Raw genomic sequence first — 22833 nt, 5'->3', positions numbered from 1 at the left:
GTCACGCGTGACCCCTGCGGCAGCCGAAGTGGAATTCATGAGAGGCGGGCTTCAGTCGGCAGTCGACAGGGCATTCGCTTTCTGCTGCAGCACTTCCAGTTGTGCGTTGATTTTATCTTTCGCAGCGGAACTCTGATACAGCGACAACAGCTCTTTAGCTGCATCACGCAGTTCGATGTAAGGTCCTGCGTAATCGTTGGCATAAGCATCAAGGGACTCCATCAGAATTGTCAGATTCTGTGCAGCCTTCTTGGGACTTTTCTTTGCAGCCGCGACGAAATCATCAATCGTTTTTTTCGCAACTTCACTTTTCTGTGTCTCCGAAGGAGGTGGAGCCGAAGGCCCCCCACAACCAGGCAATACTGACGAGAACAGAAGCAACATTGCAATGCAGGCCAACCGTCTGCAGAGCTCTGGGCTGTTTTTTTTCATTTCTTTGTTCCTGTTTTTGTTTAAAAAAAGCAGCTCCAGTGTAAAACACGGGAGCTGCAGATGAAAGCTATCGTTTCGGTGTCTCGACTCGATTAATACTCACCAAGTACGTTTCCGTCATCAATGGACAGTAAATTCAGGTATGTATTCTGATCTACGTTTTCCGAGATGAATCGTACCGAACCATCTGCCAGGGTCACATGCGCACCACCCACATGGAAACTACGTAGTCCCTGACCAGCACCGGCACCTGTAATGTCCGGGTTATTACGTCGATTAAAATTCTTATCGGAAGTATTGTTCGAAGCATAGGGGGTGCCGTCGGTTACCTTAGTTGTATTGGGAGTCAGGATACCATTACTGTTTCTCCCGCTGAACAAGGCTCCTGTACACCAGCCCCAGGCACCTTTGTCATCACCAGAACTCGTTCCCACTACAATTTCACCGAGCATGATGGCATTTGAAGTTCCATCTGAAATGTCACGAATCTTAGCACCGTTCTGAGCAATCGGACTGAATATACCGCGACGGTCACTGTTGAAATCAGAAATATTCAAACTCGAACCTGCTCCAACAGAACCAGCGTAAGTGATTCGGGAGAATCCGGTGAAGTCCTGAGTCAAGAGAGAACGGTCCACTCCGGTTTGGGAAGGGCAACGCAAAACTGGAATTTTTGCCCGCAGTACACTCGTACCTGAATTGGCATTGGCACTCCGTGCGTTCAAAGACATATTGTATTGATTATATAAAGGAGCCTGGTCCATATACGGCAGAAGCTGCACGATCCAAGTGGTTCCCCAGTTCGCATCCCGACCGTTGGGTGGAGCGGAACCATTACCATACCACACTGCCCCTGGAGGAAAGGTGCGGTGTGAATCGTGATAGTTATGCAATGCCAGTCCTACCTGCTTCAATGCATTTTTACAGGTACTCCGGCGGGCTGCTTCACGTGCCTGTTGCACTGCAGGGAGTAACAGAGCAATCAGAATCGCGATGATGGCAATCACCACCAGCAATTCGATTAATGTAAAACCTCGCTTGAGTGAGACGTTTTTCGATCTCATGATTTCAACCCTTTAACTATAGAAATATGAATGGAGACAATACCGGAAATAATGGCATTGAAATGAGAGCCCGGGTCAATCGCTTTAATAGATTAAAGCAGGGCAAATAAGAATGGCTTAACAATTGGAGGGAACACCAACACACTCAAAACAGCGTAAAGTAAAGCAGCACTCTATCTTTCGTTAATCTCTCATGAATTTTATAGATTTATCGGTTAGAGGCAACAAGAAGAATTCTTTAATTCACAGACTAGTTGAAAAAAAACCGACATGTACAGTGAATTAACAGTGAACACACCATATTCAATAAAACTAACTAATGGTTTACAGATAAATTATACTCCTACGTATTAATTCTTCGAAAGAGCATCACATTTAACCATAGCGTCTTTCAATCTAATAGACTCGGTCCAAATGAACCTCGAGACGCGACAGTAAAACGGTACACCTTCTTACGCCAGCATACCATCAATCTGAACGTTCACGATCAGATTTTCGGATCACTTCTGTTTCTTCTCGAAATTTGACTTCCAACTTGCGACCCACCCTTTCTTAACTTACATTAGAAAGCTCGTGTATTCCATAACGCACTCGAGTCAACAACCAGGTCCAACCCACAAGGAAATCCACATGAAAAAATTGACCGCAAACCTGGAGTCATCTGCCAGACTCGCACTCTGGTTCTGCCTGTTGACCGTCGGCCTTTTTCATTTTGGACAACCGGAAATCTACGCCACCCAGTGGAAAGCGGGGATCGCCAAAGCCATCATTACTCCCCAGACCGGTGTCTGGCTCGCTGGATATGGTTCCAAGCGGCTACCCGATGGAAAGCTGCATGAAATCTGGATGAAAGCCCTGGCCCTGGAGGATGACAAAGGCCATCGCGCGGTCCTGATCACCAGCGACTTTCAAGGTGTCCCCCGCAGTATGAGCGACCGCGTCTTCGCTGAGGTCAAACAGAAATACCAGCTGAATCGCCAACAGGTCATGTTTACCTTTTCGCATAACCACTGTGGTCCCCGACTGGGTGATGATCTTTACGATTATTATCCCGTCGACCCAATGCAGGTCAGACTGGTGAATGAATACACAGACCGCATGGTTGTAAAAACCGTGGAGATGGTCGGCGAGTCACTGAAAAACCTTGCTCCAGCTCGACTGCAGTTAGGTACTGGACACACCACCTTCGCCGTCAACCGGCGCAATAATCGCGAAGCTGATATTCCCAACCTCCTCAAGGCGGGCAAAGAACTGGTGGGACCAGTCGACCATGATGTTCCCGTAATGACAGTCACGCGCCCCGATGGCAAACTGGATGCCGTTCTGTTTGGCTACGCCTGTCACCCCACGACGCTCAGTTTCACCAAGGTCTGCGGCGACTATCCCGGCTTTGCCCAGCTGGAACTTGAACAGAAACATCCCGGCGTCACAGCCATGTTTGTCAACACCTGTGGAGGAGATCAGAACCCACTCCCCCGCCGCAAAGTCGAACTCTGTGAAAAATATGGACACATGCTGGCAGTCGCCGTTGAAGAAGTCCTGCAGAAACCACTTCAACCCATCTCGGATGGTTTATCGACCGCATTTGAGTACGTCGACCTCCCTTATCTTAAAACCGTCACCCGTGCCGATCTGGAAGCCGACCTGAAAAGCAACAGTGCCATCAAAAAACGCTGGGCTGAACGACTGCTGAAAAAACTGGACGCCGGAGAAAAATTCCCTTCTGCCTATCCTTACCCGCTCCATGCCTGGCGACTGGGAAGCGAAATGCTGATGATCGGTATGGGTGCTGAAACGGTTGTTGACTATGCGTTGAAATTCAAACGCGAATTTGGTCCGGGTACCTGGGTCTGCGGTTATGCAGATGACATGATCTCCTACATCCCCTCCAGACGTGTCTGGCTGGAAGGGGGTTATGAAGGGGGCTATAACCTGTATGAATACGGTCGTCCCGCTTACCGTTGGGGACCAGATACAGAAACACTGATTTCAAACTCTGTTGGCAAACTGGTCAAACAGGTTGAACGCAAATCTGACTGAACCAGTCCGATTCAATTTATGTTTTGACCGAAGCGCTCGGTTTCCCTGCCAGAATCTTTTGTATCAGCGGATGAGCGAGCAGCTCCTCTCGCTCGGCTGCGGTTGCAGGCCGTATCGGCTGAGGGGCAAAGTTGCCTGGAATACCCCGTTCATTCAGCAGGGTGGTGACTGATGAAAACAGGGGTGCAGAGAAAGTCGTCAGTAATTTCAGTAAAGCAGACAGATCCTGCTGCACCAGCGCCAGACGATTCCAGTCTTCAACCAGAGTCGCCTCTACCATGGCTTCAATCCATTCAGGTACGACAATATAGATTCCATCCAGATGTTCTTTGACTCCTGACTGCAGCAGGACATCCATGAGATTGGGTTGCGCTACGATCACGCGGAACTCTTCGCCCACCCTGTCAATCACAGGACGAATCGACGTAAAATGATCCGAGCATTTAATCCCTCGAATATTTGGATGCTTTGCCAATTGCAGAACCGTATCGACTTCCAGTTTCGTACCCGTCGTCTGTGGCAGATCGTAGAGAAACACTGGCTTGGTACTCAGGTCGGCGAGCGCCTCAAAATAATCAACCAGGTCACTTTGACTGTACTTGAGAAAGTAGGGGGATATCACCACAACCCCATCAATGGCGAAATCTTCTACCATGCGAATACGCTCGCTGGTGCGCACAAAGCTGGTATCGCCCACTCCCACCAGCAGCTCGGCATGTCCTGAATTGAACTGCACGCTCTGCTCCACAAGCTGTCGGTACGTGGTATCCTTCAGCAATTGCATCAGCCCCATCGTCCCGGCGACCAGAAAGCCATTAATCCCGTGCGTTTGCTGGTCCTGAATCTGTGCCTCCAGCCCCGCCAGATGCAGATCTTCTTCGCCTGTCAGAGGCGTTCCCAAAGCTGTAATCATTTTCAACGAGTGGGTCATGCTGTTTACTTTCTCAATAAGGATTTAAGCCGTCTGTTCGATAAATTCAGCGAAGGAGATCACCGGACAAGTCGTATCCGATAACATACGATCAACCGATCCCTGATCTTTAAACCCACTGCCCGTGATCACACAGACAACAGTCTCCTCACTCTTAATTTTCCCCTCGGCGGCTGCCTGTAATACTCCCGCCAGCGAAACCGCTGCAGCAGGTTCACAGAAAATGCCTTCCTGACGCGCGAGCAGCGCCTGGACTTCATATACAAATTCGTCTTCCACCAGATATCCATGACCTCCCGTTTCCCGGCAGGCGTCAATCACATCATTTCCATCCAGCACACTGGCCACCTGCAGGCCACCAATCTTCGTTGTACTCTGGCAGGTTTGAGCACGATCATTTCCCGCCTGTAACGGGCCTGCGATCGTATTGTTTCCTACTGGTTGCACACAATGAAACGCTGGCAATCGTTCGATTTGCAGTTCCTCTCGGGCCGCCTGAAATCCTCGATAGACTGCCAATAGCAGTCCTCCGCCTCCGGCACAACAGAACAGATGATCGATGGTCCCCTGCTTTTCAGAGATCTGGTCTACCAGTTCCCTTCCTATGAATTCAACTCCCGCCATTCCTGTGGGATTATACTGATAGCTGCTGACCTGCAACTCTGTATTCGCGGCGGCTCCCAGATGTTTCAGATACTTGAACACCTTACCAGAAATTTCCGGGTCTGCACCAAACCCCTCAATTCTCCAGACAGTAGCACCATACGCCTGCATCTGTTTCAGTTTGTTTTCAGGAGCACCAATGAATACGGCGACCTGACAGGTCATTCCCGCAGCCGCACAATAAGCTGCCAGCGCTGAACCGGCATTACCACTCGAACAGGTTACCACTCTGCTCTTCTCCTGCGCGAGCATATCTGTGATGGCGGCAGCAGCAAAACGGTCTTTGTAGGAACCCGTCGGGTTCACCGTTTCCAGCTTAAAATATAAATTGGCAAGGCCCGCGTCAGAACCAATCCGACGCGACTTGATCAGAGGCGTATGCCCTTCTCCCAGCGTGAAATACGCCGATTCCATAACTTTTCCTTTACCAGAGATGCCAACTGAGATACCCCCTGATTCACAAACATGAATGAGCAGACATTAAATCAGAATCAGACTCTCAACATCAGCAATCTTGATCAAAACTTCATGAAAAGTCTTGACGAGTAAATAACCGGTTATATGATAATAAACCAGATTGTCATACAATCTTTCTGTTTATAGTATAACTTGAGAGCAGCGACAATGAACTCCTCTCCTGGATTTTCAAACCAGATTTTAGCTGACTGTCATGCTTTTATTTTAAAATACATTTCTACTGTCATCTACGGCGCTCACAGGAAAGCAGTGAATCAATGGAAGTATCGCGGGACGATATCTCACTTGCAGCAACGGAACCCCGAACGTTGAGTGCCGAACTAGCAGACCATCTTTGTGAACGCATACGCAGCAAACGCCTGGCTCCCGGCGATCGTCTGGGAACCGAAGCAGAACTGGCAGATCAGTTTGGTGTATCACGGACCGTTGTTCGTGAAGCCGTTGGCTCTCTCAGAGGGCTGGGCGTGGTCATTGGTCGGCAGGGACGTGGTCTCTGTGTAGCAGAAGCGGATAATTTCTCTGACGTACTCAGAAAAGCACTGGTCCCTCAGGTTGCCAGTCCTCAAGGCTGGAGGGAGTTACAACAGTTACGTGCCGTGATTGAAATCGGTTCCATTGCACTCGCAGTGGATCTGATCACATCTGAAGAAATCATCCGCCTGCAGACCATTGTTTCCGAAATGAAACGCGTGATGAAAAAGATAAAACAGGACCCCCGGGGCGCCAGTAAGGCATATAAAGAGATGGATTGCCTGTTTCACCAGACGATTCTGGCAGCCTCGCATGGTAATTTTGTCAAACAGTTCCATGGTGTGCTGCTGGATTACTTTCATGCAGGTGACCTGTATGGCCAGGTCCCCACGACAAAGGGACTCCGACAACATGAACTGATCGCAAATGCGATTGCTGACCGGGACACCGACCAGGCAACCAGGCATCTGACTGATCACCTGAAACCTCAATTAAAAGCACCGACCCAGTAATTACGGAGACGAACGAGTCGCTCTAATATCAGAATACAGAAATTGAAATTACGATACATCCGGCGCGGATATCGAAACAAGAATAACAGCTTCAGCTAGATGAATTTGATTCCTGCAGACCTTATCACAGAACCTTTGGTCTTCTGGCTTACATTAGAAGATGCACCTGTGTGCCTGGGTGATTATATCGTTTATATTTTCTGAGCTTCGCTTGATGGAGACGATTCTATGTTCCTGATTAATAACAAGAAACGACATCGCGGATTTACTTTGATTGAGCTACTGGTGGTCATTGCCATCATCGCGATCCTGATTGCCCTCCTGCTGCCAGCGGTCCAGCAGGCTCGAGAGGCAGCCCGCCGCTCCTCCTGTAAAAACAATTTCAAGCAGGTCGGTCTGGCTTTGCACAACTACCATGACACGTTCACTGCCTTTCCCATCGGGGCAGGTATTAGTGGAGGATGCAGCGGTTACTCCGGCGCCCATCTGTTTTCCTGGGGCGTGCGGATTCTGCCTTATCTCGATCAGGCAAATATTTATAACAACCTCAACTTTTCCGGCCCCACGCCTTTCGTCCCAGCCAACTTCAGTTCCAGCACCTGCCTCGTTCCGGTCCAGCCATTTCTCTGCCCCAGTAACCCACAACCTGATGCCATCGTCAATAAAGCGGGCGCTTTTGCCGGTGCTCTCCCGGATGGAATGGCTAGAACCGATATGGCGGGCGTTGCCGACTCGATCAGCTGGAAATGTAACAGTGGCTCCGGTGTGCGTCCGACTTCGGTGGGTAATGGCGTCCTGTTTGCCATCTCGCGAGTTAAAATGCGTGACATCATTGATGGTGCCAGCAACACCCTCATTGTTGGAGAAGTCACAGGTTCCCTGACTTCATCCGGACTGAACGGAAACTCTTACACTGGCTACGATGTCTTCGACACCAGTAACGGTATCAATAGCATCGACACGGTTCCCGGCGGTGGAACCTTTGCTTTTCGCCCCCAGGGATTCTCCAGCTTTCACGTCGGCGGAGCCCATTTTGTACTCGGCGATGGCTCTGTCCGCTTTATCTCGGAAAACATTGACCAAGGAACCCTCTCGGCAATAACCACTCGCAATGGACGGGAAGTCGTAGGCGAATTCTAGAGCGCATCACATTTAACCATAGCGTCTCTCAACCTATTATACTCGGTCCAAATGGCCCAGGAGACGCTACAGTAAAACTGGACACAGTCTAAACGGAAAAAGTTTATGGACTCTATCTGAATTTTGAGTCAAACGCAGACCCGCTCTCTCAGGGATGCCACGAGGACGCCTGTAACTGGCAATCATGCATAGTGAGGCAGAGTCGAATAAACAGTTGAAAGGAGGCAGAAATGCCTGAACTGAAAATGGGATTATGCATTCTGATCAGCCTGCTGCTGGCAGGATGTGGCGGGGTCGGTGATGCCCCCGACCGCCGCATTGTCAGGGGAACGGTTACCCTCAATGGTACTCCACTTGAGGGAGGCGTCATTCGCTTTCTCCCTCAACCTACAGGCCCCATTGCAGCGGGAAAAATTCGTGATGGGAAATACGAAGTCATCAATAAAGGGGGAGTCCCTCTCGGAAAACATAAAGTGGAGATCAAAGGCACTCCGATTCTTCCCGACGATACCACCGGCATGTCACTCGGAGAAATTGATGCAGCAACCAAACCCGCCATCAAAGTTCCCGAAAAGTATTACAAAGACTCCCAACTCGAAGCAACAGTGGAAGCAGGCAATGCCCCCTACTCTGTTGACTTCGAACTGAAAGACTGACTCACTACATCAATTGAAATTAAGGTTTACAGATATGCTACAGCGCCTCATCATAGCCTCCTTCCTCGTTTCAATCTGCTTCTCATCAACAACAGTCACTCAGGCAGAATGGAATCATCCCCAGACGAAAAAACTGCCACACCAGCATCTGGGTCCCTTTATTAAACTTCAGAATGGCAGCCTGCTGGCTCCGGATGCAAAACAATCTTTACTCAGCACCGATCAGGGAAAAACCTGGGAACCCACTCCCCTGTATCAGGAACCAGCAAAGTTCCATACCAGCAATGAACGCGCTCTGCTTCAGACAAAAAAAGGAACCATTGTCCTCGCATTCATGAATCTGGCTGAACGGAAATTCCACTGGGATGACAAACAGGGAGGCCCACAGTCCGACTGTTATCTGCCCGTGTATATCGTCCGCAGTACCGATGACGGAAAGTCATGGCTCCCGCCCCAGATCCTGCAGGACCATGGCTGGTGCGGTGCCGTGCGTAGTATCATCCAGACTCGCTCCGGTCGCATTATCGTGGTCGTCTCTCAATCGATCGCCAACCCGGGCCGTCACGTGATGCTGACCTATTATTCCGATGATGAAGGGGCTACCTGGAATCACAGCAACATGATTGACCTGGGTGGCTCAGGAGATCATGACGGAGCGATGGAAGGGACGATCGTCGAATTGAAGGACGGCCGCATTTACGCGTTGATCCGCACGAAATTTGGACGGTTCTGGGAAGCCTTCTCAACTGACGAAGGCGCTTCCTGGCGGACCATTCGCCCTTCACAGATCCCTGCCAGCAGTTCACCTGCGATTCTGCAAAGACTGGAAAGTGGACGCATCGTGATGCTCTGGAACCGCTTCCGTGATCCCAAACGCAAACTCGGACGACGCGAAGAACTCTCGATCGCCTTTTCTGACGATGAGTGTAACTCCTGGAGCGAACCTGTGGTCATCGCCCGCGATCTGACACCGGCCGGAAAGAAACGCGAAAACCGGGTCTCCTATCCTTACGTGACAGAAGTTACTCCAGGAGAACTCTGGATCACTACCATGCAGGGACCAGTAAGACTGAGTTTGAAGGAAGAGGATTTTCTGAAATAACTCCAGAATCAGTTCCCACATCTTTCGTCTCAACTTCCCACAGAGCAAACGGTTACATGATTATGCGCCTGCCGACGTTCTGCAACCCAATGCAAATAAATTTTATTTGCATTGGGTGAATCCCATTCTACAGTGCCTCATATTCATTTTAATTCCAGAGATATTGGCATTATCTTCTTTACATCCAGACCATCTTTGTTTATCAACGAAACAAGGCAATGTCTTTTTCTCGCATTTAATTCCATACTATATGCGTTAAATTGCATTACATCAGATAATCTTGATTTACCAGGAAGCTTGAGGTCTGCTGTGAGTAAAACTGCTGAACTTGTCACGGTTAAGACAGTCGCCAAAGCAGCCGACTGTGCAGTCAGTACGGTCAGTCGCGCCTTGCGGGATGATCCTTCCATCAGCGATGCCGCCAAACAGCGCATTCGCCAGGTCGCTCAGTCTTTAGACTATCGCCCCCTCAGGCGTCGCCGCCCTAAAACTGAGACCAACCTTAATTCGACCAGTATCCTGACTGATAAACAATTGCTCGTCGTCTCCCTGGGACTGGATCGATCACTGATCTCTCTCCCGGTCGTCAGCTCTGCCATCAGTGGAGTTGAAGATGTGTCCTCCGAACTGGGAGTGCGTTTTCAGATCGCCCATATCCCCGACCTGCAGTCCGTGCCTGCCCATCTGGATTTCAATCAGATGGATGGTCTGTTTCTAATTGGTCCGCTTCAGGGAAAAATGCTGATCGAATCCAACAGAACATTAATGGAACGACTTTCTCGCATTCCATCAGTCTGGCTCCTTGGCAGACCACAAGGTTGTGCGGGTGACTGTGTAGGAGCGAACGATGTTCTTCTAGGCGAAAAGGCAGCAGACTATCTCGCCGATCACGGACACCAGCATGTCGCCTTTCTCAGTCCTAAACCAGATCACCTGATTATGATGAATCGCGAAACAGGCTTTGTCTCACAGGCCATGCGTCGTGGCCTGGAGATTCAGCGTTTCATCGACCCTCCCTCCCGCGGCTGGAAACTGCCGATGAAACCTCCTCTCTCCACAGAGGCCGTGCAGCATCTGGTAGACCAGTTGTTGAAGGCGAGAAAACGTCCGACAGCGATTTTCGCAGGCGCAGACAGTGTCGCGGCGGTCGTCTACGGATCGCTGGCCCGTCGCGGCATCAAAGTGGGTGAAGAGATCAGCGTCATTTCCGGCAACAACGACCACGCATTTATTACAGGCCTGTATCCACAACTGACGACGTTTGATATTCACGCCCATGATATCGGCCGCCTGGCAGTCCGTCAGTTGGAAACCCGCCTGACAATGAACAACGCCATCGCCAACGTTGATTTAACCCTTAAACCTCATTTGACACCTGGCGAATCAGTTCGCCAGCTCAACAGCTAACGATTATCAATCTGCACCAATAGAGGAAAACCAGATATGCAGGCGCTCACAAGACGTCAGTTTATTACCACCGCCAGTGTCGGCGCTGCCGGCCTGCTGAGGCTCAACAGATTACAGGCTGATAAAGCAGCTAAGCCGGAACTCACACTCGGCTTCAGCCTGTATGGCATGCCCCATATAAAAACAGATGAGGCACTTCGCATCGTCGCCGACATCGGTTATGACTCGGTGGAACTGACCCTCATGGATGACTGGGACGCCACACCGGCTAAAATGAATGCTGACCGTCGCGCATCGATTTCCAGAACACTTGACGATACCGGTTTGAAACTGACCTCGTTAATGGAGCATTGCAACCTGACCGGTTCCAAAGCCAGCCAGCAGAAAGTCCTCGAACGACTCAAAAAAGCGGCCGAACTGGGACACGATCTGCGACCAACACAGCCACCGCTCATTGAAACTGTAGCCGGTAGTGGGAAATGGGAAACGCTCAAAAACGAAATGCGTGATAACCTGGGAGAGTGGGCTAAAGTCGCCGCCAGCATGAAAACTGTCATCGCCGTCAAACCACATCGGGGCGGCGTGGTGGATCACCCTGATCAGGGAGTCTGGCTGGTCGAACAGATTAATAGCCCCTGGATTCGTCTCGATTATGACTACAGTCACTTTACGCATCGCGATATCTCACTGAAAGAATCTCTGCAGACCATGCTGCCTTACACGAGCTTCATCCAGGTGAAAGACACGATCATGAAAGACGGAAAAGTCCGTTTCGCTCTGCCTGGTGAAAGTGGTGAAATCGACTACGTACAATTGCTCAAATTGGCAGTCGCTGGGGGCTATCGCGGTGACATCTGCTGCGAAGTCAGCAGCATGGTCTTCCGGCAGAAAGGCTATGATCCGGTCGCTGCTGCCAGAACCTGCTACCAGAACCTGGCCCCCGCTTTCAAACAGGCGGGAATAGCGCGAGGTTAAACCGTTTTCAGAACCTGAGCATAAATGATTCACTGATGACGCAATACAAACAATTACAACAACTCGTTCTGGTCATGACACTGGCAGCATCATTTAGCCTGACCGATACACTCCGCGCAGTCGAACCTGCCAAGCCTGATGCCAGCCAGCTCGAATTCTTCGAACAACATATTCGCCCCGTGCTGATTGAAAAATGTGCCGACTGCCATACTGGTGATGCCGACGCCGAAAGCCCCCTGGCCGTCCACTCCCGTGCAGCCCTTATTAAAGGCGGTGATTATGGGCCCGCGATTCTGCCCGGAAATGCACAACAGAGCCTGTTGTTTCAATCCATCCAGCGAACCCACAAAGCTCTGAAAATGCCACCTGATTCAGATGAGAAACTCCAACCAGAAACCATAGCCCATTTCAAACACTGGATAGACGGGGGGGCTCCCTGGCCTGCTGAAAAATCAAAGCCAGTCACGACATCACAAAAAGCCAAACCACAGCAACTGACAACCTCGCACTGGGGCTTTCTGCCGCGAAAAGAAATCACCCCGCCAACCATCAGCAATCCCCACTGGTCGGAATCCCCTGTGGATCGCTTCGTCTACGCTCGACTGCAGAAAGAAAGTCTTAAACCTGTCGGCCTCGCTTCGCGGCGTACTTTAATCAGACGCGCCACGTTTGACCTCACGGGACTGCCTCCCACACCGGAGCAAGTCAAAGAGTTCCAAAACGATCCGGCAGCCGATTTGACTGCGTTTGCAAAAGTCGTTGATCGACTGCTGGCATCACGGGCATATGGAGAACGCTGGGGGCGACACTGGCTCGACGTCGCACGCTACGCAGATACCCAAGGCGATGTGGGCGATTTTCCCATTCCCGGCGCATACCTCTATCGTAACTGGGTTATTGACGCACTCAACGCCGATCTCCCCTATGATCAATTCCTGAAAGCCCAACTCGCAGGAGATATTCTGGCAGAACGCGAAGCCGATCCGGAACAGGCACGTCAGCTCAAAATTGCGACAGGCTTCATTGCTCTGTCGCGACGCTTCGGCAATACTCGCTATGAAGACCAGAACCTGACCATCGACGATACGATCGACACCGTCGGACGTGGCATCATGGGGGTCACCTTAAAGTGTGCCCGCTGCCATGATCATAAATTCGATCCGATGCTGGCCACCGATTATTACGGCTTGTATGGCATTTTTGAAAGCACGCTCTATCCCAGCATGGGTGCTTCCAATCAACCCTCACCCGCACAACTCGTCTCTGCAGAGCACGATCCAGATTCGCAACAGAGAATTGACGAATACTGGGACCTGCTCAGCTATTATCAACATCAAATCCGTAATCACTTCCGCCCCTGGTTAAAGCCGACCCTCGAAGAGTATAAAGAGGTCACTGTCAAAATCAAAGAAGCGAAAAAAAACGGAGACCCGACAAACAAACTCGAACAACGCCGCCAGAAACTCCTGGGATCACACAAAGGCAAATTCCGGGAACTCATGCTACACGGCCTCCCCTGGCTTAAATCCGAAAAAGCCCGAATGGTGAAAGAGCCTCCCGCAGAAATGCTGTATGCAGTCATCGATGGCAAGCCCCACCACTCCCGACTGCATCGACGCGGCAATCCCGAGAATCCGGGAGACATCGTTCCGCGACAGTTCATCAACGTCATCTCAAACTCAAAACCGGAGATCGACAAGACGGAATCTGGTCGCGAAGAACTGGCCGACTGGCTCACCGCCCCTGCACATCCCCTGACCGCACGCGTAATTGTCAACCGGATCTGGTATCATCACTTCGGACAGGGGCTCGTCAAAACAGTCGATAACTTCGGCGTACTCGGCGATACTCCCTCTCATCCGCAACTGCTCGATTACCTCGCGAACGAACTCATAAAGCAGCAATGGTCGCTCAAAGCCCTGCATCGCCAGATTATGTTAAGCCGCGCCTATCGACTCGACAGCCGTGATATCACGGAAAACATCAACCATGATCCGGATAATGTCCTGCTCTGGAAATATTCCCGCAGACGACTGGACGCCGAATCCATTCGTGACGCCCTGTTGTTTGTTTCCGGTGAACTGGATCGCGAACAGGGGGGACCGCATCCCTTCACCCCCTGGCACAAAAAAGGGTATAGCCTGAATCGTCCGTTCCATGAAGACTTTCCTACAAAAAAACGCAGCGTGTACCTAATGACCCAAAGGCTCTATAAACACCCTTTCCTCGGACGGTTCAATGGACCGGAAACCAACGAAACATCAGGCCTCAGAGACAGCTCTCACCTGCCGACACAGGCCCTGTACCTGATGAATGCCCCGCTTCTTCCGGAGCTTGCGGAAGCCTTTGGTAAACGGATACTACAGTCAGCCGCGACGGAGGAAGAGCAGATCATCCAGGCGTACCAGCTCGCCTTCTGTCGCAACCCGACCGCTGCAGAGCTGCCAGAGGCAACGCAGTTTCTGAAATACTATCGCGAGGAATTAAAAACAGAACGATCGGATAAAGACACGGATACCAGTCAGACCGCCTGGGCAGGACTCGCCAAGGTGTTGCTCACCAGCAACGAATTCTTTTTTATCGATTAACATCTTGAATTATAAACGATCAGGTTTGAACCCATGCACGACTCTTCCTTATTCTCACGTCGCCAGCTTCTGCAGACCGGACTTGGAACAGTTGCAGGACTTGCGTTGCCGAATACACTACCAGCAGGCCTTGAACTGCCGCATCACCGCCCGGCGGCCAAACATGTCATCATGCTCTACATGTCAGGCGGATATTCGCACGTGGACACGTTCGACCCCAAACCCGAGTTGACTCGGCGGCACGATCAGTCAATCGGTGATGAAAACAAAGCCGCTGTCTCCGGACAGCCGATTGTCGAACGCTACCTGAAAGCCCCTTTGTGGAAGTTTCGTCCCAATCGGGAATGTGGCACAGAGGTCAGTGATCTATTTCCCCACATTCGTAAGATCATGCATGAAACTGCTCTCATTCGCTCGATGAACTGTGACCACCGGGATCACGGTGAAGCCACACTGCAACTGCATACAGGCAGTACCTCAGCCGCCATGCCCGGTATCGGCGCCTGGTTAAGCTACGGGCTAAAGTCATTCAACCCGAACCTGCCTTCACATGTTGTTATTTCAGAACACCGTCCTTACAACGGCCCTCAACTCTGGGACTCCAACTTCCTGCCCGCTGCCAATACAGGCGTTCGCGTGGTTCCCGGCGATAACCCGATTCCGTTTCTCAAATCACCCACTTCGCAGTCACGGCAGCAGCTGGAGCTCGGGCTGTTAAGAAAAATGAACCAGCGTCACTTTAATCAGCGTGACCACGACGCCCAACTGGCAGGCCGCATGTCGACGTTCACCACAGCCGCCGGCCTGCAGAAACAGGCTCCTGAAGCGCTCGATCTGTCAAAAGAAAGCAGCGCAACACTCAAACTATATGGTGCCGACAAAAAAGATCAGGCAAGCTACGCAGGTCAATGTATTATGGCACGCCGCCTGGTTGAACGAGGTGTTCGCTTTGTTGAGATCATCGATGCCGTCGGTGCCTGCCGAGACAACTGGGATGCCGCCCACCGCGATATTGCGTCACACGAAAAATACGCCCGCCGTGTTGATCAACCTGTCGCCGCTTTACTGCAGGACCTGAAACAACGCGGCCTGCTGCAGGATACGCTACTCGTCTTCTGCACCGAGTTCGGTCGTACCCCCTGGGCGCAGGATGGCAAAGGAACCAAATCGCGCAACCATCACCCTGAAGCATTTTCCTGCTGGCTTGCCGGCGGAAATGTCCGGGGTGGCATGATTCACGGACAGACCGACGATATCGGCAATTATGTCACAAAAGACCTGGTGCACGTTCATGATTTTCATGCCACCATTCTGCATATCATGGGACTGGACCACGAAAAACTGACCTATCGCCACGCAGGTCGTGATTTCCGACTGACTGATGTCCATGGTCACGTCGTCAAAGAAATTCTCCACGCATAAAGGCTCATATCACAGAACAATCGCAGGCTGGCGTTTTTTTCGACAGCACTGACGCTTTTTCCAACTCCCCTGCTAAAATAAAATTCCAGACTTTTAAATTTGGTCTGCCTATACTGAAGAGGGCTGTTGCATTTCAAAAGAGGAACAGCTTTTGCGGGCTGTTTCAAATGAAAAACTCTCAGTATCAAAATTCAGGAGCATTTAAAATGAACTGGTTTCTACGCCTGATGATCATCGGCTGTCTCTGCTGGAATATCAGCCCTCTCTCTGCAGCAGGCCCGGATGCAGCAGAGTTAAGAGCATCCCGTGACAAAGCGATCAACTTCCTGAAGAACTCGCAGAACGAAGATGGTACCTGGACCTTCAATGAAGCAGCAGGGATCTCAGCTCTGGTGACATCGGCGCTGATTGAATCTGGCGTCCCTGTAACTGACCCGACCGTAGACAAAGCGTTAAAGAAACTTGTCTCCTTCTGCCAGGAAGATGGTCGTATCTGCTCTGCCCGCAGTCAGCACTCCGGTTACGAAACGGCTGTTGCATTGATGGCATTACAGGATGCCAACCAGTCCGGCAAGTACACACCTCAGATCAAAAAAGCAGAAAAGTTCCTTCGCAGTCTGCAGTTCGATGAAAGCAAAGATATCAAACCCAGCGATCTCGAATACGGGGGTGCAGGCTATGGTCCTGATGGAGGTCGTCCTGACCTATCCAATACCGTCTTCATGATTGAAGCCCTCAAAGCCGCCGGTGCGAAAGCCGATGATCCCGATATCCAGAAAGCACTCACTTTTGTTTCCCGCTGTCAAAACCTGGAAAGCGAATTCAATACTTCTCCTGCCGCTGCCAAAGTCAATGATGGCGGCTTCTACTACAACGTCTCTGCCGGCGGTGCCTCTCCTTCCGGAAAAAATCAAGACGGCGGCCTCCGCTCTTACGGCAGCATGACTTATGCCGGACTCAAAAGCATGATTTACGCCGGGCTGACTCCCAAAGATCCGCGCGTCAAGGCAGCCCTCGACTGGATTCAGAAAAACTACACTGTCGAAAACAACCCCGGGATGGGCGATAACGGTCTCTACTACTACTACCAGCTGTTTGCCAAAGCACTCGACACCGCCGATCTGAAACAGGTCAAAGACAGCAAAGGCCAGGAGCACGACTGGCGCAAAGAGCTGGCCAATCACCTGTTTAAAATCCAGCAGGATAACGGTAGCTGGGTCAACTCCAAATCCAATCGCTGGTTTGAAGGAGACCCGAACCTCGTTACCGCTTACACACTGCTCGCATTGAAGAACTGTGAGCCCAAACCTGAGGCGGACTGACGCTCAGTCCTTTGTACTCGGATTTGCCAGTGATCGCTGTCGCAGCCAGTCTGCGGCGCGATCCGGCCAGGTATCGACGTAGGAATCATCCACGGGCCGCATCCCGTAACCATGACCGCCATTCTCGTAAATATGCAGCTCGCTGGGCACGCCATTTTTCTTGAGAGCAGTATAAAACAGAATGCTGCTGATGGGCGTTGCATGGTCATTGTGTGCATGAACCATCAGTGTTGGCGGTGTTGTCTTATTAATCGTCAGCACCTCATTCAGTTCCCCTGTTTTTTCATCGACCAGTCGCCAGGGATAAATCAGCATACTGAAATCGGGGCGGCACGAAACCTGATCCACATCGTCAGCCGCTGCATAGGCTCGTTCCTCAAATCGGGTGGTAATCAAAGCTGCAGCCTGACCTCCAGCAGAAAAACCGATCACACCAATCTGCTCAGGCTTGATTCCCCATTCCGCAGCCCGTTTCCGCACCAGGCTGACAGCACGCTGTCCATCCTGTAAAGGCCTCTCCGAATAGGGGGGCAACCGGGAATCGGTCTGCGCGCGAGGCTTCGGTTCTTTGGTTCGATAATGCGCAACAAACGCGGTAATCCCCAGAGAATTCAACCACTCTGCCGTTTCAGATCCCTCTTTATCCGCGACTACATAATTGTAGGCACCGCCCGGAAAAATCAGGACTGCAGTTCCGTTGCGTTTTCCTGCTGGAGGTTGAAACAGGTGCAGTTGAGGGCGTGTGATCTCTTTAATGCGGGTTGCCGGTGGATTTTCGTTCGCCCGCCGGTCCAGAGTGACGCCAGTCTCACGGGTCGTTTCTCCTGGCGCGTTCTGTTCCCAAAGATCAATCACCGCATCCGGCTCGCGTGCTTCAACAAGCGAACTGAAACTCAAGCCTGCCATTAAGATGAATAACCATGTTTTGTTGAACCGTCTCACGCCAGTATCTCCTTGATGATGCTTGACGGTTCGACGCCCGTCAGTTTGAAATCCAATCCCTGATGTCGATAAGTAAACCGTTCATGCTCGATGCCCAGCAGATGCAATACGGTGGCATGCAGATCACGCACATGTACCGGGTTTTCCGCAACATTATAACTGAATTCATCAGTGGCCCCGTAGGTCAGCCCCGCTTTGACTCCCCCCCCTGCCAGCCAGGTAGTAAAGCAGCGTGGATGATGATCGCGGCCCCCTTCGGGACTGTCCCATTTCCCCTGCCCGGCAACACCACGACCAAACTCGCCACCCCAGATCACCAGGGTCTCATCTAAGAGCCCACGCTGCTTCAGATCTTTGACAAGCGCGGCACTGGCCTGGTCTGTATCACGACAACGGGCGACACACCACGAACTCAGACGGCTGTGATGATCCCAGTCGGGATGAAACAACTGCACGAACCGCACACCCCGTTCAATCAACCGCCGGGCCTGCACGCAGTTGGCTGCGTAACTTCCCGGACGCCGTGAATCGGGTCCATATAATTCGAACGTCGATTCCGGTTCGTCGCTCAGATCATTCAGCTCGGGGATACTGGACTGCATCCGCCAAGCCATTTCATATTGACGAATCCGCGTTTCGATTTCTGGATCGCCGGTCTGCTCCAGTCGCATCTGGTTCAATTCAGAAATGCCGTTTAGCATCCCCCGTCGAATACTGCGGGGCATGCCATCGGGATCGCGCAGATAGAGGACGGGCTCTTTCGCATTCCTCAGTTTAACACCCTGATATCGTGAAGGCAAAAATCCACTGCCCCAGTAATGATCATACAACGGTTGATCGCTGGGTCGCTTCATCTTCGAAATCAGCACCAGGTAATCCGGCAGATTCTGATTTTCGCTGCCCAGCCCGTAACTGCTCCAGGCACCAATGGAAGGACGTCCCGGCAACTGATGCCCGGTCAAAAATTTCGTCATCGCAGGGGCATGGTTGATCTGATCTGTGACCATCGACTTGATGAAGCAGAGTTCATCGGCAACTTCACCATGATAAGGCAGCCACTCTCCGAGCGTTGCGCCGCTTTCACCATACCACTTGAACTTCGTGCGGGAAGGCATGATCAACTGCTTCTGATTAGCAGTCATCGTGGTCAGCCGCTGTCCGCCGCGCACACTTTCCGGCAGCTCCTTGCCTGCCCACTTCATGAGATCAGGCTTATAGTCAAAGAGCTCAATCTGCGATGGACCTCCCGACTGAGTCAGAAAGATCACATTCTTTGCTCGTGGCGGTTTGTGAGGCAGATCGGGCAAGCCGATATTCTGATTCGGTTTTGCAGCCGCACGACGTGTGTTTTCTAACAGGTTGAGCGCCATCGCCCCCAGGCTGACGCCCGCTCCCCGCCCTAGAAAATAGCGGCGTGTCTCTTGAAGTGCTGCATACTCAAGTGGCTTATTCATGGGTGATCGCCTCGTCCAGATTAAAGATCATGCTCGCTACCACCATATAAGCGGCCAGTTCGTCTGCCGTAACTTTGTTTTTTACTGGAGGCTGCCCACTGGAAATCAGCTTCAAAGCCTCATCCTGTTTCCGGTGATAATAAGCGTAGGACTGCTGCTGTTCCTGTTTTAGAACCTTCAATTCCCGCTGCTGTAATTTTCGTGATAGAATATGTTGAGCAATAAAATTCAGACGCTCATCTATTGTTTTCTGCTGCTGAATCGCCGTGCGTGCTAATTCCCGTGAAGATTCCAGAATGCTTTGATCGTTAAGTAATGTCAAAGCCTGCAGAGGTGTGTTGGTTCGTCGGGGCTGTACTTCACACACCCGCCGCTGTGCACTGTCAAACAGAAATGTGGGTGCACTCGAACGACGCCAGAAGGCATATAGACTCCGTCGGTACTGGGCTGCTCCCTGGCTGGGTTCATAGCGGAAGCGCCCCATAAACATTTCGGCCCAGACTCCCTGTGGCTGATAAGGCATTACAGGAGGACCTCCCAGCGCCGGGTTGAGCAGTCCACTCGCCTGCAGCGCCGCATCGCGAATCATCCAGCTGGGTAAGCGAAAGCGGGCTCCCCGTGCCAGTAGACGATTTTCCGGATCGCGCTCCAGCAATTCCACAGTGACTCGGCTCTGCTGCTGATAGGTGCGACTGGTCACAATTAACCTGAGAATATGCTGCAGGTCCCAGTTATGTTCCATCAGTTCCACTGCCAGCCAGTCAAGAACCGCCGGATGAGTTGGTAATTCTCCCTGCAAACCAAAATCGCCTGGCGTGTGGACGAGTCCCGTGCCAAAACAGTTCTGCCATAAGTGATTCACTACAACCCGCGCCGTTAACGGATTATGACGTGAGACCAGCCACTCTGCCAGATCCAACCGGTCTTTTTTCTGGTCACCAGAAAGAGGCAGAATCGCAGCGGGTACCGCACGTGAAACTTCCTTGCCATGCTTGTCCCAGACGCCTCGTTCCAGCACAAATGTTTTGCGAGGTTCTTTAAGCTCTGCCAATACCATGACATTCAGTTTGCCAGCTGCCTTTTTCACCTGAGTCAACTGCGAGTTTGCCTGATCCAGCTCTGCTTTTCGCTGCTGATAAACATCGTGATCCACCAGAAACTGATCCAGCAGACGCTGCTTCAGTTTCGGATCGATTTTTTCAGTCTCGTTAATTTTAGCAGCTGTGAGTGCTTCTAAAGGCATGGGATCCAGCGAACGAACAGCGGGCCCCGGCTGGTCTGTCAGCATCACTCGAAAGCGGCCAATATTCGCATCTCCTTCAGTGGACCGATGCAGCATCACAAAGATCAGTTCTTCGCTCTCATCCAGAATCAATGGCTCTGCCAGCTCGAAAACAGCGACATGTTTCGTTTGAGCATCATGAGTTTCCGTCGTCCAACCGTTCCGGGGATCGTCATCAAGCGTGTCTTTAATTTTTCCATAATTGCGCCCTTTAACATCCTTTTCGACATCTGCAATCGCGGAGACAAAGTCAATGTCTTTCAGCTGCGAACTCCCCTCACGTCGAACCTGAAGTTTGACATCAGTCAGAATAAACTCACCACTGTCACCGCGACTTAATTTCCCTGCGGTGTGTGATTCATGTGGAAAGACTTCCAGCCGTACCCCTGTTACACGAGGCAACCTCGTCGCTGCAATCAGTCGATAATCATCCTGCCTGAGTTTCGGCCCACTGGTTTGAATTACTCCCGTTTTCTCAGCAGTCAAAACGGTTCCTTCGACCGAATTGACTGATCGCAGTTCCGGTAGATGCCACGCGGTAAACCCATTTTTAACCCGCTGCGTCTGCTCTATCAGCCACGGTTCAAATTCCAGTTTCGCCTGCTGAAGTGCGGTTGCTTCCAGTGGCTTGCGATTATCTACAACCTGCTGTGCTTCTTTGACGGCACGTGCTGCCAGCGGCGATTGATATTTTAAATACGGCTTCGCACGACTGCCGGCCTTGCCATCTTCGTCGATACTGTTGAAGAACGCATACAAACTGTAGTAGTCTGCCTGTGAGATGGGATCGAATTTATGAGAATGACACTGGCAACAGCCCAGCGTTAATCCCAGCCAGACCGTCCCCGTTGTATTGACCCGGTCGATCACATAATCGACGCGCGACTCTTCAGGATCGCGGCCCCCTTCGCCGTTGGTCATGTGATTCCGGTGAAAACAGGTCGCCAGTTTTTGCTCGTCTGTTGCATCCGGTAACAGATCGCCGGCGAACTGCTCAATCGTAAACTGATCAAAAGGTTTGTTTTGATTGAATGACTGAATCACCCAATCCCGCCACGGCCAGTTTGTCCTGGTCGAATCCTGTTGAAAACCATCGGTATCTGAGTAACGCGCCAGATCCAGCCACCACATCGCCATTCGCTCGCCATAATATTTTGACTTGAGCAGACGATTGACCAGCTTCAAATCCGCAGCAGGTGACTTGTCATTCACGAAAGCATCTACTTCATCCACCGTCGGCGGCAGCCCCGTTAAATCAAAAGAGAGCCGGCGAATCAGGGTCCGTTTCGATGCCGGTTCTGAGAACGCCAGTCGCTCTTCTAACAGTTTTCGATTGACCAGCGCATCAATGGGATTCAGTTGCGATTCCTGTTCATTCAATACGACTTTAACGGGAGGCTCGAAAGACCAGTGCTTTCCCCACTGTGCCCCTTCTGCAATCCATTGTCGGATGGTTGCAGTTTGTTTTTTTGTCAGTGGCTTGCGATGCGAATCAGCAGGTGGCATTACCAGATCTGAATCGGAACTGGTGATTCGCGACAGAACTTCACTCAGCTCCGGCTTTCCTGGGGCGATAGGATAAGTCCCGTCCCGATTCTCAGTTGCTGCTTCGACCAGATCGAGCCTGAGAGCGGCTTCACGATGTGTCGGATCCGGGCCATGACAGTGAAAGCAACGATCAGAAAGTATCGGCAGGATATCATGGCTGAAGTTGATCTTTTCCGCTGCGCACAACACATCCCCGGCGAAAACACTTAAAAGGATAAAGATCAGCTTAGGCAGGTCAGGCATGAACGCTCAATCCAGACTTTCAGGGCAGGCAGGGCAAAGAGAAAGAATTCTTTCTGGGTACTTTAAATTCATGTTACGGTCGACAGTTACCCAAGTCTAGACTGTGTCCAGTTTTACTGTAGCATCTCCAGGGCTGTTTGGTCCGAGCAGATTAAATTGAAT

The 22833-nt window shown here is 51.3% G+C and carries 17 protein-coding genes; 10 read left to right on the top strand and 7 right to left on the bottom strand.

Annotated elements, in window-relative coordinates; genetic code table 11:
• Positions 1–51 precede the first annotated feature (51 nt).
• Positions 52–432: a hypothetical protein gene (locus ACN0YH_RS21490; RefSeq protein ID WP_417381648.1), complete on the bottom strand. Its 381-nt coding sequence runs from the start codon at positions 430–432 to the stop codon at positions 52–54.
• 92 nt (positions 433–524) lie between these two features.
• Positions 525–1496: a DUF1559 domain-containing protein gene (locus tag ACN0YH_RS21485; protein WP_417381647.1), complete on the bottom strand. Its 972-nt coding sequence runs from the start codon at positions 1494–1496 to the stop codon at positions 525–527.
• 630 nt (positions 1497–2126) lie between these two features.
• On the opposite strand from ACN0YH_RS21485, the gene ACN0YH_RS21480 reads away from it, so the two are divergent.
• Positions 2127–3536 carry a neutral/alkaline non-lysosomal ceramidase N-terminal domain-containing protein gene (locus tag ACN0YH_RS21480; protein WP_417381646.1) on the top strand — a complete coding sequence of 470 codons (1410 nt, stop codon included), beginning with the start codon at positions 2127–2129 and terminating at the stop codon, positions 3534–3536.
• Positions 3537–3552: 16 nt separating this feature from the next.
• Here the strand turns inward: ACN0YH_RS21480 and ACN0YH_RS21475 are convergent, their stop codons facing one another.
• Both ACN0YH_RS21475 and ACN0YH_RS21470 read right to left on the bottom strand, forming a co-directional pair.
• Positions 3553–4467, bottom strand: coding sequence for a dihydrodipicolinate synthase family protein (locus ACN0YH_RS21475; protein WP_417381645.1), 915 nt, complete (start codon positions 4465–4467; stop codon positions 3553–3555).
• A gap of 24 nt (positions 4468–4491) precedes the next feature.
• A complete protein-coding gene (locus tag ACN0YH_RS21470; RefSeq protein WP_417381644.1) occupies positions 4492–5544 on the bottom strand; it encodes a pyridoxal-phosphate dependent enzyme in 1053 nt (350 codons plus the stop codon).
• A gap of 320 nt (positions 5545–5864) precedes the next feature.
• On the opposite strand from ACN0YH_RS21470, the gene ACN0YH_RS21465 reads away from it, so the two are divergent.
• The 9 genes from ACN0YH_RS21465 (at position 5865) to ACN0YH_RS21425 (ending at position 17202) form a co-directional block, all read left to right on the top strand.
• On the top strand, positions 5865–6590 hold the full coding sequence (locus ACN0YH_RS21465) for a FadR/GntR family transcriptional regulator (RefSeq protein ID WP_417381643.1): 726 nt from the start codon (positions 5865–5867) through the stop codon (positions 6588–6590).
• Positions 6591–6818: 228 nt separating this feature from the next.
• A complete protein-coding gene (locus tag ACN0YH_RS21460) occupies positions 6819–7730 on the top strand; it encodes a DUF1559 domain-containing protein (RefSeq protein ID WP_417381642.1) in 912 nt (303 codons plus the stop codon).
• 230 nt (positions 7731–7960) lie between these two features.
• Positions 7961–8386 (top strand): hypothetical protein, encoded by a 426-nt coding sequence (locus ACN0YH_RS21455; protein ID WP_417381641.1) that lies wholly within the window; start codon positions 7961–7963, stop codon positions 8384–8386.
• A 34-nt stretch (positions 8387–8420) separates the two neighbouring features.
• On the top strand, positions 8421–9488 hold the full coding sequence (locus tag ACN0YH_RS21450) for a sialidase family protein (RefSeq protein WP_417381640.1): 1068 nt from the start codon (positions 8421–8423) through the stop codon (positions 9486–9488).
• 309 nt (positions 9489–9797) lie between these two features.
• Positions 9798–10895 (top strand): LacI family DNA-binding transcriptional regulator, encoded by a 1098-nt coding sequence (locus ACN0YH_RS21445; RefSeq protein ID WP_417381639.1) that lies wholly within the window; start codon positions 9798–9800, stop codon positions 10893–10895.
• A 36-nt stretch (positions 10896–10931) separates the two neighbouring features.
• A complete protein-coding gene (locus tag ACN0YH_RS21440) occupies positions 10932–11870 on the top strand; it encodes a sugar phosphate isomerase/epimerase family protein (protein WP_417381638.1) in 939 nt (312 codons plus the stop codon).
• Between the two features lie 35 nt (positions 11871–11905).
• Positions 11906–14458: a PSD1 and planctomycete cytochrome C domain-containing protein gene (locus tag ACN0YH_RS21435; RefSeq protein ID WP_417381637.1), complete on the top strand. Its 2553-nt coding sequence runs from the start codon at positions 11906–11908 to the stop codon at positions 14456–14458.
• A 33-nt stretch (positions 14459–14491) separates the two neighbouring features.
• Positions 14492–15880 (top strand): DUF1501 domain-containing protein, encoded by a 1389-nt coding sequence (locus ACN0YH_RS21430; RefSeq protein ID WP_417381636.1) that lies wholly within the window; start codon positions 14492–14494, stop codon positions 15878–15880.
• Positions 15881–16086: 206 nt separating this feature from the next.
• On the top strand, positions 16087–17202 hold the full coding sequence (locus ACN0YH_RS21425) for a prenyltransferase/squalene oxidase repeat-containing protein (RefSeq protein WP_417381635.1): 1116 nt from the start codon (positions 16087–16089) through the stop codon (positions 17200–17202).
• 3 nt (positions 17203–17205) lie between these two features.
• Here the strand turns inward: ACN0YH_RS21425 and ACN0YH_RS21420 are convergent, their stop codons facing one another.
• The 3 genes from ACN0YH_RS21420 to ACN0YH_RS21410 are packed head-to-tail and all read right to left on the bottom strand — an operon-like array spanning position 17206 to position 22671.
• On the bottom strand, positions 17206–18144 hold the full coding sequence (locus ACN0YH_RS21420; protein ID WP_417381634.1) for an alpha/beta hydrolase: 939 nt from the start codon (positions 18142–18144) through the stop codon (positions 17206–17208).
• Entirely contained in the window at positions 18141–19598 is a 1458-nt protein-coding gene (locus tag ACN0YH_RS21415; RefSeq protein ID WP_417381633.1) for a DUF1501 domain-containing protein, read from the bottom strand. The genes ACN0YH_RS21420 and ACN0YH_RS21415 overlap by 4 nt, the downstream gene beginning before the upstream one ends.
• Positions 19591–22671: a PSD1 and planctomycete cytochrome C domain-containing protein gene (locus tag ACN0YH_RS21410; RefSeq protein WP_417381632.1), complete on the bottom strand. Its 3081-nt coding sequence runs from the start codon at positions 22669–22671 to the stop codon at positions 19591–19593. The genes ACN0YH_RS21415 and ACN0YH_RS21410 overlap by 8 nt, the downstream gene beginning before the upstream one ends.
• Between the last annotated feature and the right edge of the window lie 162 nt (positions 22672–22833).

The organism is Gimesia sp. (assembly GCF_048262075.1).
Lineage (GTDB): Bacteria > Planctomycetota > Planctomycetia > Planctomycetales > Planctomycetaceae > Gimesia.
Note: the sequence above shows the minus strand (reverse complement) of the source record. Positions and strands in the feature narration are given on the sequence as shown.

Excerpts from the sequence above, each read along its gene's own strand:
- ACN0YH_RS21490 (WP_417381648.1), bottom strand. The coding sequence starts at position 432 with ATGAAAAAAAACAGCCCAGAGCTCTGCAGACGGTTGGCCTGCATTGCA.
- ACN0YH_RS21485 (WP_417381647.1), bottom strand. The coding sequence starts at position 1,496 with ATGAGATCGAAAAACGTCTCACTCAAGCGAGGTTTTACATTAATCGAA.
- ACN0YH_RS21480 (WP_417381646.1), top strand. The coding sequence starts at position 2,127 with ATGAAAAAATTGACCGCAAACCTGGAGTCATCTGCCAGACTCGCACTC.
- ACN0YH_RS21475 (WP_417381645.1), bottom strand. The coding sequence starts at position 4,467 with ATGACCCACTCGTTGAAAATGATTACAGCTTTGGGAACGCCTCTGACA.
- ACN0YH_RS21470 (WP_417381644.1), bottom strand. The coding sequence starts at position 5,544 with ATGGAATCGGCGTATTTCACGCTGGGAGAAGGGCATACGCCTCTGATC.
- ACN0YH_RS21465 (WP_417381643.1), top strand. The coding sequence starts at position 5,865 with ATGGAAGTATCGCGGGACGATATCTCACTTGCAGCAACGGAACCCCGA.
- ACN0YH_RS21460 (WP_417381642.1), top strand. The coding sequence starts at position 6,819 with ATGTTCCTGATTAATAACAAGAAACGACATCGCGGATTTACTTTGATT.
- ACN0YH_RS21455 (WP_417381641.1), top strand. The coding sequence starts at position 7,961 with ATGCCTGAACTGAAAATGGGATTATGCATTCTGATCAGCCTGCTGCTG.
- ACN0YH_RS21450 (WP_417381640.1), top strand. The coding sequence starts at position 8,421 with ATGCTACAGCGCCTCATCATAGCCTCCTTCCTCGTTTCAATCTGCTTC.
- ACN0YH_RS21440 (WP_417381638.1), top strand. The coding sequence starts at position 10,932 with ATGCAGGCGCTCACAAGACGTCAGTTTATTACCACCGCCAGTGTCGGC.
- ACN0YH_RS21435 (WP_417381637.1), top strand. The coding sequence starts at position 11,906 with ATGACGCAATACAAACAATTACAACAACTCGTTCTGGTCATGACACTG.
- ACN0YH_RS21430 (WP_417381636.1), top strand. The coding sequence starts at position 14,492 with ATGCACGACTCTTCCTTATTCTCACGTCGCCAGCTTCTGCAGACCGGA.
- ACN0YH_RS21425 (WP_417381635.1), top strand. The coding sequence starts at position 16,087 with ATGAACTGGTTTCTACGCCTGATGATCATCGGCTGTCTCTGCTGGAAT.
- ACN0YH_RS21415 (WP_417381633.1), bottom strand. The coding sequence starts at position 19,598 with ATGAATAAGCCACTTGAGTATGCAGCACTTCAAGAGACACGCCGCTAT.
- ACN0YH_RS21410 (WP_417381632.1), bottom strand. The coding sequence starts at position 22,671 with ATGCCTGACCTGCCTAAGCTGATCTTTATCCTTTTAAGTGTTTTCGCC.